Below are 14,661 nucleotides of genomic sequence, written 5' to 3' on the forward strand. Positions count from 1 at the left end.
AATTGATTTTTATACAATTATGATATAAAATGCAACAAGTTTTTTTGGAAGGTTAAGGTTGAATAGAAAAAAAGTTTTGATTTCACTATTAATAATAAGCATAGCTATCGTGCTGGGGTTGGCATATAGATTTTATAGCATCCATGTATGGAATCAAAATCCTTCCAAATACTACTATAAAGGCAATGCCCTATATACAGAGTATGACGCTTTTTACTACTCGTACTATGCAAAAGCTTTTAACGAAGGTCACTACAAGCCGCTAAAGCAAGATCCATTAAGGTTTTATCCTGATAAAATAGCTACATTTCCACCTGTAATTTTCATGATTAGCTTTTTGAGCGCTGAGCTTTCAAAACTATTACATGTGTCAATTGAAAATTTATCAGTTTACATGGTCCCAATCTTAGCTGTTTTATTTGTTATACCGCTTGTGTTTTACCTAATGGATTTAGGCTATCCATTTGCTGCTTTTAGCTCTTCTGTTACCGGTGTTTTATCTTTGATTTATATAGCACGCACACTCATAGCCAGGCTAAGGCCAGATTGCATGAATTTATTTTTTCCTTTGGCGATAGCTTATTTTTTGTATCTGAGCCAGTTTAGAAAACCCAAGAAAAGCTACATATATGCATTTTTAGCGGGGATTTTTGCCCAATTGTACTATTGGTGGTATATGCATGAAGGCATTATACTGGCATTTGCAATTGTATATATTGTTTCATTTGGTTTTATTGAAATAAGTGAAAAAAGTTTTCTGCATATATTTAGTTTTGGTATTTATAAAAAACGATGGAAAGAAATTGTTATTTTTCTTATAAGTGCAAACCCAATTATACTTTATATGGGTATTCACAATGCAATTTTTTTGATTAATGTATATTTGATTGATTTTTTTAGACCCACTATGGGAGTATTTCCCAATGTTTTTGTATCAATTGCAGAAGCTGCAAGGGTTAATTTGCATTATTTAGCTAAGCTTACAAGTGGCAATTTTGCTGTATTTGTAGCATCTTTAGCAGGATTAGCGTTGTTTTTAATGTTTAACTACAAAAAGTTTCTTGTTTTTTTACCTCTGTTTTTCATTGGTCTTATGGCTTTTAAAGGTGCTGAACGCTTTGCTATGTATTTGGCACCATTTTTAGGTTTAGGTTTTGGCTATGTGTTTGATTTGTTAATAAAACCTAAATTAGGAAAACTGACTAATGTGAAAAATGTTTTGGTTGGGCTTTTTGCCGTATCATTAACACTTATTCCGCTTGCTCCAAATATTGTTATAGCAGAACCAAAAATTACACCTCAGCTGGAAGCTGACTTTATAAATTTGGGAAAAATTACGCCAAAATCGGCTGTAATCTGGACATGGTGGGATTATGGCACTGCTATAGAATACCTTGCAAATAGAGCTACATTCCATGATGGCCAATCACAAATTTACCCAAAGACATACTTTATAGCTACAAGTTACTCTGATTCGGATCCCAAAATTGCATATAACACCATTAGCGCTATCTCAAATATTGGCAATACTGGTATAGAAAAATTGCTAAAACAAAAAAACTCACCCCAACAAATAAGAGATAAAATATTTAACGGCCAATTCAATGCACCGCTCAAAAGACCAATATATTTTTCATTTACTGGGGATGAAATTGGCAAATTTGGGTGGATAAATTATTTTGGTACATGGGACTTCAAAAAGAAAAAAGGGTTATTTGAGCCAATTGGTCAGCTTGGAAACTGCAGAGAAATTTCAAAAGACACTATTTCTTGTGGTTTAAATGAAATAGACACAAAAGAAATGTATCTAAAAACTCCATCGCTAAAACTTAATATAAACACACTTGCAATTTACAATGATAAAAAACTTACCCTTAAGAGCTTAGATACGGGAGGTTTATATATAGATATAGTGTATTTTAAAAACTCAAAAATAAATGTTTATATTCTCCAACAACAATCCTTTTACTCTATGTTTAACCAAATGTACATCTTAAGAAACTACGACCAAAAATACTTTCAGCTTGTCTATAATAACTTTCCTACAATGGTACTCTACAAAGTAAATAAAGAGCCATTAAAATAAATCTTTTACGTAGCTGAGTAATTCTTCCTTTTTTTTGTTTTTGATCTCACATTCTGGACAAATTTCAGCATCAGTATAGTAAACATTGCCACAAGAACAAATTTTTTTCGGTTTTTCACAAAGCTTTAGTGCTTTCGGTATTAAATCATCTACGAAGGCTTTTTCTTCAGATATGGCGTTTTTTGGACACGCATCGATGCAATTTTTGCAAGCGCTGCACACAGAGGGGTTAAAATAAATTGCGGCTGTTTGATCTTTTTCTATAATTATAGCACCTTTTGGACACACTGACTCACAAATTGAACAAAAATCACAATTATCGTTTATTGATAGGTTTATTGTGCCGTTATAACAAGCGCGATTTTTGATATTTTCTTTTACAAGCTCAATCAAAAAATTTCTTTTGGGTAAATTTCCTTTTATTTTAAATATATTCCTCCTTGGTATACCAAGGTTTGGCTCAAATGGCTCGCTTGATTTGGCTTGTGTAATTTTGATTGATTCAGTGCTCATATCCAAAGCTTTTAGGATTTCTCTTGCTTTGTTTAGATTTTTTTCAAAAACTTTAAGTGAGTTTTTGAATTTACAATCATTGCAATCACCTGTGTAAATGTTAATATAACCAAACTTCAATACAAAATAATCAATCAAATTTTCAGATAACCTTGCAATGCACGATAATTTGTTTTCGCCTTGCGCAAAAATACAACCAAACGAAGGCTTTTCTACACTTTTAATGATTTCAATATCCAAATTTCGATTCAAATCAATTGCGTCGTTTTCGCAAGCGCTATAGCATACACCACAGCCAATACAATCCAAAACAACTACCTTATTATTAAAATCGATAGCTAAAGCTTCAAATGGACAAGCCTTTATACACTCATTGCAGGCACTTTTCCAGTAAGTGATGTGGGAGCAAAACTCATTTATGCTGATTTTTCCTGTAAATACAAAATCGTTCATTTGTTTTCTAAATTAAGCTCCTTTAACTTTTTGCTGTAAATATCAGATATGTCAGCAAAACTCACAATACCTAAAAATTGAGAGTTTTCAACAATAGGAAGCCAAGTGGTTTTATTTGCACTCATTAATTTCCATGCATCTTCTAAAGTAGTTGAACAAGTAGCAGATGCTGTTCCTAGTTTTACAAAACCTTTTATTGTCTTATTGGTTTCATTTATGATATCGTACAAATATACAGTTCCAACAAACTTATCATTATCCACAACAGGCAAAGAAGAAAAGTAATTTTTAAACATCAAATCTTTTGCAGTTTCTATGCTATCTTTTGTATTCACAGCAATTTTTCTATACATTCCAATATCTGATATTTTTAATCTTTCTAAAAATGGAATATTAAATTCGCCAAAATGCGCCGGCGAGTCTTTTTGTGTATTCACTTGAGATTTGTATATAGTAGTGCTTCCAGATATTAGGTAAGATATAGATACTGCTATCATTAAAGCTGGCAGAAGCTGCAAGCTACCCGTCATTTCTACAACCATTAATGTAACAGCAATGGGCACTTTACCGGCAGCACCAAATAATGCTAACATACCAACAATAACAAATGCCCCAATATTGTACTGGCTAACAAGTGCAGGAAATAAATAATGAAAAATAATTCCTAGGCTAACACCAATAGATGCACCTATAAACATACCAGGTGCAAACACACCACCCGAGCCGCCAGAGCCAATTGTGAACGCAGTAGCTATAATTTTTATAAAAGGCATTAATAAAAAAATCACCAAAACAGGCAAACCAAATGAAGGGAATATACTAAATTTTCCGTTTATAAGCAATTGAAGCCAACCATACCCCACACCCATAACTTCAGGGAAAGCTAAAGATATCAAACCACTTACAAATCCACCGATCGCCGGTTTATATATGTTGTTAATATTTAGTTTTGTAAACTTATCTTTTACATAATAGAATGTTTTTGGGTATAATATTGCAATATAGCCACAAACAACCCCTAAAATAACATAGAAAGGTAACCTAAGCGGGTTAAAGGGCGATTTGTAAAACCCAAAAATTGGTTCAAATCCAACAAAACTTCCAAATATAGAGTATCCTATAGCGCTTGCAACAATAGCCGGGTAAATAATTTCGGATTGCAAATCCCTCTTGTAAAGCACTTCAGCAGCCAAGATTGCACCGCCTATTGGAGCTTTAAAAATTGTGCCAATACCTGCACCAATCCCAATTGCGACAATTATTCTCTTATCTTGCACATTAAGGTGTAAAACTTTACCAATCAACGAACCAATACCAGCAGAAATTAAAGCAGTTGGCCCTTCTCTGCCGGCTGACCCACCAGAGCCAATTGTTATAGCAGAAGCTATGGTCTTTAAAAAAATCACGCGAGGTCTAATATTGCCCTCTTTGTTATGGTAAGCATCAATTGCCGCATCCGTACCGTGCCCTTCTGCTTCGGGTGCGAACTTAAATATTAAAAAACCTGATATTAAACCACCTAAAACCACTACAAAAGGTATTAAAAAAGTTCGCTTTATTACAAAAACTTCGCTGACACCCTCACCTTTTGGCAGTGGCAATACAGCACCCAATAAATAGTGCAAAAAAAACCATTCAGCAAGCTTTATGCTATAGTAAAATACTAAAGCACCAAAACCCGCAACAATGCCAACTATAGCTCCCAAAATAAGCCACTTCAAAAAATGAGACTGACTTGAAATTAAAAAGCCCAAACCTTTAGTTAATTTGTAAAATTGAATCTTTATTACACTAAAATTACTCATTCTTAAGTTATTATAGCGCAATTTAAAGTGTTTTCAAGCTTTTGGTATTGACAAAAAAAATAAAATTTATACAATAGCGCGTAAAGAAAGGCGATGGAGTTCGCCTTAAAATGCCCACCTTGGCTGATGACTCCTGCATAAAATGTAGGAGTCATGTATGCGTTCTAAATTTCAATTTATAATAATGCGAGGGTTTATATGCTGGTTTTTTTGAGTATTTTACAATTGCTATATGTCATTGCCTTATCACCACTTGCTATTGGCATATTAAATTTTTTTGATGAAAGATTGTCTTCAAGAGGCGGTCCCTCTATATTTCAAGAATATTACAATATATTTAAGTATTTTAAAAAGCAAAGCATCTACCCAAGCACTGCTTCAGATTTTTTTTCTTATGTGCCGTACATTACATTTGCAATGTACCTATTTTTAACCTTAGTATTGCCTATAATTACAGCTTTCCCTCTAACATTTGGACCTGTTGTTGATTTTGTTGGTGGCGGGTTGGTATTTGGTGCTGCTTCCACTTTAATAAAATTAGCTTCTTTAGATTCTAAAAACAACTATTCCATTTTAGGCGCCTCAAGAGCTTCAAGCATAGGAATATTCACAGAACCTATTATACTTTTGATTTTTATTATGTTTGGTGTTATATCTGGCACGAATAACCCCTATGTAATTAACAATATTCTGCAGACATCAACAAGCTGGTTTTTTTCTTTAGTCCATTTGTTTATTGCTATAGCATTTTTCTTTGTTTTGATAATTGAAACAGGACAATTGCCCATTGAGAGCCACACACCAAACGAGCTTGGATCTATTGATAGTCTTATGAGTCAAGAATACTCAGGAAGAGAATTAGCTCTTGTGAAATGGGGAAGCTATGCAAAATCATTTATTTTAATGAATGTTTTTTTGAATGTTTATACATTTCCATTTTTTGTACCTATGAAGCTAAACCTCTTGTCTGTATTTATTTATATGTTTATAAATTTCTTTAAAATTACTGTATTGTTGGCAGTTTTTGCCATAATAAACAATATAGTTTCAAAATACAGGTTATTTAAGATTTTTGACTATATTGCCATAGCTTTTAGCTTTGCTTTGATGGCTATGCTGGTATTTTATATCGTAAATGGAGGATAAATGCACAGCGAAATATTTGTATTGGTGGGTTTTTTGGAAATTGTACTTTCAATTTTTATGCAGTGGCAAACATACATACTGAGCAACATCAAAACATTCGCCATACAGTCCTGGATTTTAGGCATCTTTTTGATGTACTTTGGTTTATTTAATGGCAACCTTTCAATGATTATTCTATCATTGTTAACAATTATTACAAGGGCGGTTTTTATACCTTTGTACTTAAGTAATACCATAAATAAACAAACATTCCGAGCAAGAGAAAATAAACATAGGGTCAGTGTTAGTCTTTCTATATTAACATCTGTTCTGCTGGCTATATTTAGTTATATCCTCTACTCTTTAGTATTATTCGAGTTTGGTAAATCCCTAATTTCTATTCCTATTACACTTATGCTACAGGGTACATTTTTAATAATTTCGCGCTCAAATGCCTATGCACAGCTAATTGGCTATCTCGTAATGGAAAATTCTATTTTTTTATTGTCATATTTGTTTAGCGGACTGCCATTTATTGTAGAAGCAGGCATCATTTTAGACATCCTGGGCGTTGTTATGATTGGAGGGATACTGATGAAAATACGTGATGAAGATATTCAAAAAGAGGAGGAACTTTACGGATGATATACACACTGCCTGCAATTTTTGCGACAATTGGCGCTATTTTAAGCTTTGTCTTTTTTAGAAAAAAAGAACGCGAAATTTCAATTTTAGTAAGTATCTTGTCCTTAATTGTATCTATTTTTAGTCTATTTAAACCCAATTATTTTACAAATTATTTTTATGTCGACAATTTATCAAAAATTTTTCTACTTATGATCTCAATTGTTTATCTAGGAGTTGTGCTATTTTCAATAGAATATATCTCAAGCATGAAAGAGCGTTTTATTAAAGTTTATCAATACTTTACACTATTAAACTTATTTGTAGCCGTTATGTTTTTTAGCGTAATTTTAAATAATTTTGGCCTTATATGGGTATGTATAGAAGCTACAACATTTACAAGCGCCTTGCTTGTGGCTGTTGAAAACGATTTTGCAGCACTTGAAGCAGCATGGCGATACATCATAATAGTTTCTGTGGGTCTTGTTATATCGCTTATTGCTACATTATTCTTGTATTCTTCAGCCAAAACGCTATTAATAGACGAACTTTTGATTCAAAAAGCACCTGGTAGTTTATTCTTGCTTGGCGGAATTTTGTTAATAGTAGGCTATGGCACAAAGGGTGGAATTTTTCCTATGAATACATGGCTTGCTGACGCACACGGAAAAGCTCCAGCTCCAATAAGTGCCATATTCAGCGCAATTTTACTACCTGTATCACTATACCCAATAATACGCCTTTTTGAGATATACAATAATGTACTACTTTCTGAATTTGCTTTTGTTTTAGGTTTTTTAAGTGTTGCCACAGCAAGTATTATGAGTCTAAATCAAAAATTATACAAAAGATTGTTTGCTTACTCATCAATCGAAAATATGGGGCTTGCGTTAATTGGAATAAGTTTAGGTTCATACGCTTTATTTGGGGCAATTATTCTGATTTTTACACATGCACTTGCAAAATCTGGTGTTTTTATGCTTACAGGTAACATCTTTCATAACTTTAAAAGCAAAAAAATCGAAGATATTAGCGGTCTTATTAAAACTATGCCCAAAACCGGCTTATTTTTATTTTTAGGTACACTCGCTGTCACAGGCGCACCGCCTTTTGCTACCTTTTTTGCAGAACTATTAATTTTAGCAAAAACTATAAATCTTTATGGTTGGCTTGTTGGGATGACCTTGTTTTTCTTTGTTGGGTGTGGTTTTTTGTTTATAAATTACAAAGTCATAAACATGGTGTTTAGTAGTAAATCTAAACCTTTAGTCAAAGAGAGTCTTTTTACACTTATACCAATTATATATATATCACTTTCTGCAATAATAATAATTGCTGTGCCTGTTTTTTACAAGCTACTTGATGGAGTTATAAAATGAAACGATTGCTTGGCATAATAAACAATAAAGGCAAAGAACAGTTACTTGTAAGCTCTGGTTCTTTTGTTGGTCTTATTGATAGCTCTCAAAGCAAAGACTTTAAAGCTTATTTGTGGCAAAAAGGCTTAAACAAAACTGGACAGGTGCAAGATGAATTGTTTAATTTTAGGCTTGGTCCCTCAAGCGGGGCGTTATTGGAATCTGTCATTTTTAACATATTTACATACGGCGAAAGAATGAAAGAAGTATATATTGATAATACTTACAAATCCCGCTCTATAGAGCAAAAAATGCGCGCGAAGTGCCCTTTTGAAGCCCTAAAGTTATCAGAGCAAATTTGCGCAAGTTTCGCTTTTTCCCATTCATGTGCTTTTTCGCGTGCAATTGAAGAGGCATTTAACATAAACATAAGCGACAATGTAAAAATAATGCGCTTAGTTTTGCTTGAAGTCGAGCGTATTTTTAATCACATATATGTCATTTCACGCTTAAGCGGCGCTGCAGCACAAAAGGTTTTAACAAACCACTTAATCTACCTATTTGATGAAATTTTAAGCCTAAATAAAACTTTTTTTGGAAGTAGATTCTTAAAAAACATAAACACCATAGGCTCAATTAAGTACATACCAAAAGCTCAAATGGAGATTTTTTCAAAAAAGCTCGAAAGTATAGTAAACGAGTTCTCAAAACTATACGAGTTTTCTCTAAAAAGCCATAATTACTTAGATAGACTTTACAATACTGGAATCCTGACAATGGATGATTTTGAAATGTTTAATTTCGATGGGCCAGCGCTTAAAGCCATAAACATTTCTTTAGATACAAGAGTTTATGAAGATTTTTTTGACAATTTTAAGAGTGTGATAGAAGAAGATGGGGATGCACTTTCAAGAATGATTGTCAGAGCAAAAGAAGTCTTCCAATCAATGAGGCTCATAAAACAATTGATAGAAAAACTCAAAGAAGATGTACCAAATAGTAATATTGTCATAGAAGACGATCAAAAAGAAAAAAACTCAATTGCTTTTGCAGAATCTCCAAGCGGAACCATTTATTATTATATTGAATTAATTGGTAACAAAATTGACTATGTGTATATTGCGGCACCTTCTATGTTTTTAATAAAAGCAATAGAAAAATCACTAGAAGGTCAAATTTTTACTGATTTTGCATTTACCGTGGACTCATTTGGCGCTTTTTTTGCGGATGCAGCAAAATAATACGGAGGAATAATGTTACTTTGGCCATTTTACGGACTTTCAAAACATTATAGCAAAAAATACAAATTTAAACTACACTCTAAGCCAAACCCATTTAGACGCTCTTTACATGTATTCGTTATTGATGCTGGGTGCGATGTTGAGTTGCTTTTAGAATTTTACAGCCTTTTATCACCAAAATACAATACGCACAGATGGGGTATTTTCTTTGTAAATACACCAAGAAGTGCTGATTTACTTGTCATTTTATCCAAACCAACACCAAAAATGCTGCCCATAGTTAAAGAGGCAATAAATCAAATGCCAAAGCCTTATGGTGTAATGCTAATAGAAAATAGTAGTTTTGATAAATATGATTTAAACTTACCTAACATCGTAGAACATTTAAAGGGCGATATAGAAGCAGAGGAAATTTTTAAAAAATTAATAGAAATAGCTCAAGGTGGTTTGATATGTTAGCATTTGGTCTTGCAATACTATTTTTTTGTATGGGTATGGCAGTTTATTTTAATAAAACTTTAAGTTACATTTTTGGATTTTTAGGGGCTTTATGTGTGGTTATTTTGGGTTTTGAAAGCTACCATGCGGGTTTTTCCTATCAGATAGACATATACAATATTTTTAAGTTAGGCATAGGCACAGACAAATTATCGTCGTTTTTTCTCATTGTTGCCTATATTTGTTTTAGTGCTATAGCAGTTTATTCTATAGATTTTGGTAAGCTGTTTAGCAAAACAATGGCTTTTTTGATTAATCTTATTATGCTTAGTATGCTTTTTATATTTTGTGCCAAAGATGCTATAACTTTTTTGATAGCCTTTGAGATAGCAAATATCTGTCTATTCTTTAGCATATTAGAGAGAGTTAACTCACATAATCAAGCCTACCGCTTTCTAGCCTTTTCCGAAGGATCTTCGGTTCTTTTAATGATTGCTTTTGCAATCGTATTTTCTGCAACAGGCTCATTTTTGTTTCAGGCAGGCCAAAATAATTTTCTATTTGCGCTTTTTGCATTTTTAGGGTTTATAATAAAAATGGATATAGTGCCAACGCATGTGTGGATTGCTCAAACTTATTCTAAAGCCCCTTCAAACATAGCAGCGATACTTTCTGTGCCTTTAACGCTTGTAGGCACATACGGCATATTTAGAATTTTATCTTTAGAAAAATCATACACACTTGCAATTTTGGCGATAATACTGGGTTCTTTGAGTGCCTTTTGGGGCGCTTTGCAATCAGCAAGAGAAACTCAGTTAAAAACGCTACCTGCATATTCGACCGTAGAAAACAATGGCATGATATTAGCAAGCCTTGGCGTAAGCATGCTTGCACAATACAGTCAATTAACAGTGTTATCAGAGTTTTCTTACCTTACAACGCTTTTTTTGATAATATCTCACTCTTTCTCAAAAACAACAATGTTCTTGTCAATTGGACATGCAAAAGAAACGCTTGGGAAAGAAACAATAGATGACGTAAGAGGTATCTTAAAAAATGTTAGTAAATCTGCTGGCTTTGGCATACTAATTTCTGGCTTATCATTTAGTGCAGTACCTCCTTTAGTAGGTTTTGTCTCTGAGTGGATGCTGCTTGAGAGCCTATTCCAATCGTACAAATTCTCTGACGCCACATTTAAATTAATTATTACATTTACAGGTATACTAATTGCCCTTGCGATAGGACTTAGCTCGTTTGGTATAAAGAAACTGATTGGTTTTTCAAGTTTGGGTGAATTTAGCTCTAAAATTAAAAAAATCCCGGACTTTAGTATCAAACTAGCCGAGAATACAATGAGCGCCCTTGTAGTTATAAGTGGTATTTTCTCGTTTGTAATTCTAATTTATCTTGGATATGGTAATTTATTAAATGGTCTTTTGGGGGTTTTCAAACCTGCCTTAATTGTTTCAAGCAAACCAGTTTTTGGTGTTTTATCACCCTTTATGTTCGCTGTTGTGTTTGTGTTTTTGCTCATTGTTGTATTATTGCTTAAATTTTCAAACAAAGATACAAAGACTACTATGCCGTGGGTTGGCGGTCTTGCTCTAAAAGACAATGAATTATACAACACGCGAGGTTATTCATTTATAGTAGAATATGTTCTAAGAGGTATTTACAGGACCAAAGAGAAAAAAACATACGTAGAAAGCTACGATATCTCAAACTCTATATACGATTTTTTGGAACGCTTATTTAAAAAATTGAGTTCTACCATATCAAAAATTATAATGAATGGTCACTTGTATTATTATGTAACATATATTGTGGCAATATTTATTATTGCATTGTTTGTTTTTAAATTTAATTAAACCCATCAGCCTTTTTAAGTCCCCCAAAATATTGGGGGCATATTTATTTTATGAAATGGTATTGTCCTTATTGCTGGAAACCGATAGATAAAGACACAACACAATGTTCACATTGCGGGCATAATTTAAGTGAATTTGAAAAAATTTCTTATGAGGATAAACTGATTTTAGCACTCAAAAACCCTATACGAGAATACAGAATGTTTTCAATTTACATGCTTGGGCAAATTGGAAGTACAAAAGCAATCAAACATTTGTGCGAACTTTCACAGTTAAGCGCTGATACGATAGAACTCTTATATATTGCAAAAACGCTCAAATACATAAACACGCAGGAGTCGCTAAATTGCCTGCATCAGCTAAGAGAAAAAAACAATGCACTGCTAAATAACTTTATTAATAAATTGGAGGCTAAAGATGGAGATTGAAATTTTTGGTATGGGAAGTGTATCTTTTAAGCGCATTATACTAGATTTCAACGGTACACTAGCAGTTAGCGGTGTGCTAAAAGAAGGTATAAAAAACATCTTAGAGAAACTTTCCAAAGAATTTGAGATCCATGTTGTAACAGGTGATACTTTTTCAAGTGCAAAAGAGCAATTAAAAGACTTAGATGTCAAGACCGTCATTGCACCACTAATAAACCAAACAGCATTTAAATTAGACTACGCTAAGTCCATTGGGCTTTCAAATTTAGTGGCTATCGGTAACGGTAAAAATGACTCATTGATGCTAAAACACGCCCACCTTGGAATTTGTGTGATTGGTCAAGAAGGTGCAAGCATTGAAGCAATCCAAAATAGCGATATAGTTGTATGTGATATAATATCAGCACTTGAGCTATTTGTTTATCCAAAAAGACTCGTTGCAACGCTTAGAACTTAATTATTTTTCGACTAGATGCGAAAGCTCATACATGCAAAAAGGGAATTGGTTTCTTGATATATTGGAATTTTTTAAGAATACAAAGGAGACTTTTTGAGCGTATATTCCTTGGAAACCGTCAAATACTTTTGATGAGACAAGGTATATTTTAGCCGAATCGGCGTTTATCTGAGCTTGCCTTTCCAATAAAGCATTCCTGAATATGCGCGTTTTGTAAATGGTAATTTGTGAGTACCTATCGGCCAAAATCCCGCTGTTATTATCAAAGATAAAGCTGTTTAAAACTTTCAAGCTGCTTTGTTTTGTTGCATAAATTACAAAAGAGTTTTTGCCAGCATACAGCAAAGATTCTGTGAGTTTTCCTTTTGAGTTTTCAATGTATACTTGAGAGAAATCTTGGTTTAACAAAGAATTATCGTAAATTTTAGCTTTTCTTATGGAAAATCTGCAATTTTCTAAATGTATGGCGCTAGCATCATTTAATAATATTTCTGTGCTGTCTAAGCTTATAAATGAGTTTTTTGCAAACAATGCAGTTGAATTTACGCCTTTTGTAATCCTTGAGTGTAAAATATTTGCTTTAGAATTTTCAAGCGATATTTGGGCACTAAATATTTCAAAGCCGTTGATACAAATATCACAGTTTTCGATATCAACTGCTGAGCCCACAGCACTAACTGCATACTCTTTATTGTAGGAAAGCCTTGATTCTCTAATTATTAAACTGCTATTTCTTGATCTTACCGCCACATTTGCGTTTTGAATGAAGCAATTTGTTATTTTTACCTTAGCGTTTTGTGCAAAAAGGCCAATATTTGCTTTTTTGCACCTATAAAACACTATCTTGCAATTTTCAAAAATTACCCTACAGCCAATACACGCAATACCAACTTGAGATCTAACTAAAAAAATAGTATTCTCAAATTTAATGTCTTCCTTTATAGCTAAAGCTTTATCAATCCTAACTACTTTGCGCTTCACCATTGGATTTTTTCAAAATACTTTTGCCTGCAAAAACAGACTTGCCACTAAGAAACTCCTCTATACGCAACAGTTGATTGTACTTTTCTACACGCTCACCCCTTGCTGGCGCACCAGTTTTTATGTGGCCTAAACCTAACCCCACAACAAAATCTGCTATAAAACTATCTGTTGTTTCTCCACTTCTATGAGACACAAAACAACCCCAATTATGTTGTCTGGCAAAATTTACCACATCTATGGTCTCAGATAGTGTGCCAATCTGATTTAGTTTTATCAAAACGGCATTTGCAATGTTATCTAAAACGCCTTTTTTAACGATATTTAAGTTTGTTACAAATATATCATCGCCTACAATTTCAATGTTTCTGCCAAGCCTGTCATTCAGTATTTTCCAATTATCCCAATCATACTCAGCAAGCCCATCTTCTAGTAATACAACTGGGTAGTCATTGACAATTTTTTCATAATAATCAATCATAGAAATTGAGTCTAACTCTAAATTTTGATTTTTTAATATATATTTGCCGTCTTTGTAAAACTCGCTTGAAGCTGGGTCTATCGCAAAACCTACATCTCTACCAATACTTAAGCCAACATTTTCAACTGCCTTAGAGATTAAATCAAGCGGCTCTTCATTTGAGCTCACAAGCGGTACAAAACCGCCTTCGTCGCCCACACTTACATTGTAGCGTTTTTCCTTAAGCAAGCTTTTTAGGGATTGGTAAATCTCGCTTCCCCATTCGTAGCTTTCTTCAAAGCTTTTAGCACCATAAGGCGCAATCATATATTCCTGAAAATCAGCACCCTGCCAATTGGCATGCACACCGCCATTTATGATATTCATAAAAGGCACTGGCAATAAATTTGCACCAAGACCCCCAATGTAGCTAAAAAGTGGTAAGTTTGCATAAATACTAGCTGCCCTACACACAGCTAGCGATACACCAAGTATTGCATTTGCGCCTAAATTTGACTTATCTTTAGTGCCATCTAATGAGATTAAAAGTTCGTCAATTTCTCTTTGTTTTGTTACATCCATGCCTATAATTTCTGGTGCGATAATGGAATTAACATTATTAACAGCCATTTTCACACCTTTGCCAAAAAAATGCTTTTTGTCATTATCGCGCAACTCAAATGCCTCTTTTGAACCAACCGATGCGCCAGAAGGCACGCCTGTTCTTACAAAAATACCGTTTTCAAGTGTGCAATCCACTTCAATCGTTGGGTTTGACCTTGAGTCTAAAATCTGTCTTGCTTTAACTTGAGAAATTTTCATAA

The 14,661-nt window shown here is 33.5% G+C and carries 13 protein-coding genes and 1 riboswitch; of the genes, 9 read left to right on the forward strand and 4 right to left on the reverse strand.

Going from position 1 to position 14,661, the window contains the following annotated elements; genetic code table 11:
- The first annotated feature begins 58 nt into the window (after positions 1-58).
- Positions 59-2,086 (forward strand): hypothetical protein, encoded by a 2,028-nt coding sequence (locus DESAMIL20_RS04995; protein ID WP_086033715.1) that lies wholly within the window; start codon positions 59-61, stop codon positions 2,084-2,086.
- On the opposite strand, the gene DESAMIL20_RS05000 is transcribed toward DESAMIL20_RS04995, so the two are convergent.
- Both DESAMIL20_RS05000 and DESAMIL20_RS05005 read right to left on the reverse strand, forming a co-directional pair.
- Entirely contained in the window at positions 2,078-3,052 is a 975-nt protein-coding gene (locus tag DESAMIL20_RS05000; protein ID WP_086033716.1) for an ATP-binding protein, read from the reverse strand. The genes DESAMIL20_RS04995 and DESAMIL20_RS05000 overlap by 9 nt on opposite strands.
- Positions 3,049-4,857 (reverse strand): chloride channel protein, encoded by a 1,809-nt coding sequence (locus DESAMIL20_RS05005; protein ID WP_086033717.1) that lies wholly within the window; start codon positions 4,855-4,857, stop codon positions 3,049-3,051. Before DESAMIL20_RS05005 ends, DESAMIL20_RS05000 begins: the two co-directional genes overlap by 4 nt.
- Before the next feature lie 80 nt (positions 4,858-4,937).
- Positions 4,938-5,000: riboswitch (Fluoride riboswitch) on the forward strand.
- A gap of 55 nt (positions 5,001-5,055) precedes the next feature.
- On the opposite strand from DESAMIL20_RS05005, the gene DESAMIL20_RS05010 reads away from it, so the two are divergent.
- The 8 genes from DESAMIL20_RS05010 to DESAMIL20_RS05045 all read left to right on the forward strand — a co-directional run bounded on the left by DESAMIL20_RS05010 (position 5,056) and on the right by DESAMIL20_RS05045 (position 12,396).
- Positions 5,056-6,003: a respiratory chain complex I subunit 1 family protein gene (locus tag DESAMIL20_RS05010; RefSeq protein WP_086033718.1), complete on the forward strand. Its 948-nt coding sequence runs from the start codon at positions 5,056-5,058 to the stop codon at positions 6,001-6,003.
- Positions 6,004-6,627: a hydrogenase 4 membrane component (E)-like protein gene (locus tag DESAMIL20_RS05015; RefSeq protein WP_086033719.1), complete on the forward strand. Its 624-nt coding sequence runs from the start codon at positions 6,004-6,006 to the stop codon at positions 6,625-6,627.
- 191 nt (positions 6,628-6,818) lie between these two features.
- Entirely contained in the window at positions 6,819-7,985 is a 1,167-nt protein-coding gene (locus tag DESAMIL20_RS05020) for a proton-conducting transporter transmembrane domain-containing protein (protein ID WP_204218567.1), read from the forward strand.
- Positions 7,982-9,205, forward strand: a complete 1,224-nt coding sequence (locus tag DESAMIL20_RS05025) for a hydrogenase large subunit (RefSeq protein ID WP_086033721.1) — start codon at positions 7,982-7,984, stop codon at positions 9,203-9,205. Before DESAMIL20_RS05020 ends, DESAMIL20_RS05025 begins: the two co-directional genes overlap by 4 nt.
- A 12-nt stretch (positions 9,206-9,217) precedes the next feature.
- The gene (locus tag DESAMIL20_RS05030; RefSeq protein WP_086033722.1) at positions 9,218-9,664 is read left to right on the forward strand and encodes an NADH:ubiquinone oxidoreductase; all 447 of its coding nucleotides are present in this window, start codon (positions 9,218-9,220) and stop codon (positions 9,662-9,664) included.
- Positions 9,658-11,511 (forward strand): proton-conducting transporter transmembrane domain-containing protein, encoded by a 1,854-nt coding sequence (locus tag DESAMIL20_RS05035; RefSeq protein ID WP_086033723.1) that lies wholly within the window; start codon positions 9,658-9,660, stop codon positions 11,509-11,511. The genes DESAMIL20_RS05030 and DESAMIL20_RS05035 overlap by 7 nt, the downstream gene beginning before the upstream one ends.
- A gap of 50 nt (positions 11,512-11,561) precedes the next feature.
- Positions 11,562-11,939, forward strand: coding sequence for a hypothetical protein (locus DESAMIL20_RS05040; RefSeq protein WP_086033724.1), 378 nt, complete (start codon positions 11,562-11,564; stop codon positions 11,937-11,939).
- Positions 11,929-12,396 carry an HAD family hydrolase gene (locus DESAMIL20_RS05045; protein ID WP_086033725.1) on the forward strand — a complete coding sequence of 156 codons (468 nt, stop codon included), beginning with the start codon at positions 11,929-11,931 and terminating at the stop codon, positions 12,394-12,396. Before DESAMIL20_RS05040 ends, DESAMIL20_RS05045 begins: the two co-directional genes overlap by 11 nt.
- Here the strand turns inward: DESAMIL20_RS05045 and DESAMIL20_RS05050 are convergent, their stop codons facing one another.
- Both DESAMIL20_RS05050 and eno read right to left on the reverse strand, forming a co-directional pair.
- Positions 12,397-13,377, reverse strand: a complete 981-nt coding sequence (locus tag DESAMIL20_RS05050; RefSeq protein WP_158090524.1) for a right-handed parallel beta-helix repeat-containing protein — start codon at positions 13,375-13,377, stop codon at positions 12,397-12,399. It abuts the gene before it with no gap.
- Entirely contained in the window at positions 13,358-14,659 is a 1,302-nt protein-coding gene (gene eno / locus DESAMIL20_RS05055; protein WP_086033727.1) for a phosphopyruvate hydratase, read from the reverse strand. Before eno ends, DESAMIL20_RS05050 begins: the two co-directional genes overlap by 20 nt.
- Positions 14,660-14,661 lie beyond the last annotated feature (2 nt).

The organism is Desulfurella amilsii (assembly GCF_002119425.1).
Taxonomy (GTDB): Bacteria; Campylobacterota_A; Desulfurellia; order Desulfurellales; family Desulfurellaceae; genus Desulfurella; species Desulfurella amilsii.

Excerpts from the sequence above, each read along its gene's own strand:
- DESAMIL20_RS05020 (WP_204218567.1), top strand. The coding sequence starts at position 6,819 with ATGATCTCAATTGTTTATCTAGGAGTTGTGCTATTTTCAATAGAATAT.
- DESAMIL20_RS05010 (WP_086033718.1), top strand. The coding sequence starts at position 5,056 with ATGCTGGTTTTTTTGAGTATTTTACAATTGCTATATGTCATTGCCTTA.
- DESAMIL20_RS05030 (WP_086033722.1), top strand. The coding sequence starts at position 9,218 with ATGTTACTTTGGCCATTTTACGGACTTTCAAAACATTATAGCAAAAAA.
- DESAMIL20_RS05005 (WP_086033717.1), bottom strand. The coding sequence starts at position 4,857 with ATGAGTAATTTTAGTGTAATAAAGATTCAATTTTACAAATTAACTAAA.
- DESAMIL20_RS05045 (WP_086033725.1), top strand. The coding sequence starts at position 11,929 with ATGGAGATTGAAATTTTTGGTATGGGAAGTGTATCTTTTAAGCGCATT.
- DESAMIL20_RS05040 (WP_086033724.1), top strand. The coding sequence starts at position 11,562 with ATGAAATGGTATTGTCCTTATTGCTGGAAACCGATAGATAAAGACACA.
- DESAMIL20_RS05025 (WP_086033721.1), top strand. The coding sequence starts at position 7,982 with ATGAAACGATTGCTTGGCATAATAAACAATAAAGGCAAAGAACAGTTA.
- DESAMIL20_RS05000 (WP_086033716.1), bottom strand. The coding sequence starts at position 3,052 with ATGAACGATTTTGTATTTACAGGAAAAATCAGCATAAATGAGTTTTGC.
- eno (WP_086033727.1), bottom strand. The coding sequence starts at position 14,659 with ATGAAAATTTCTCAAGTTAAAGCAAGACAGATTTTAGACTCAAGGTCA.
- DESAMIL20_RS05035 (WP_086033723.1), top strand. The coding sequence starts at position 9,658 with ATGTTAGCATTTGGTCTTGCAATACTATTTTTTTGTATGGGTATGGCA.
- DESAMIL20_RS05015 (WP_086033719.1), top strand. The coding sequence starts at position 6,004 with ATGCACAGCGAAATATTTGTATTGGTGGGTTTTTTGGAAATTGTACTT.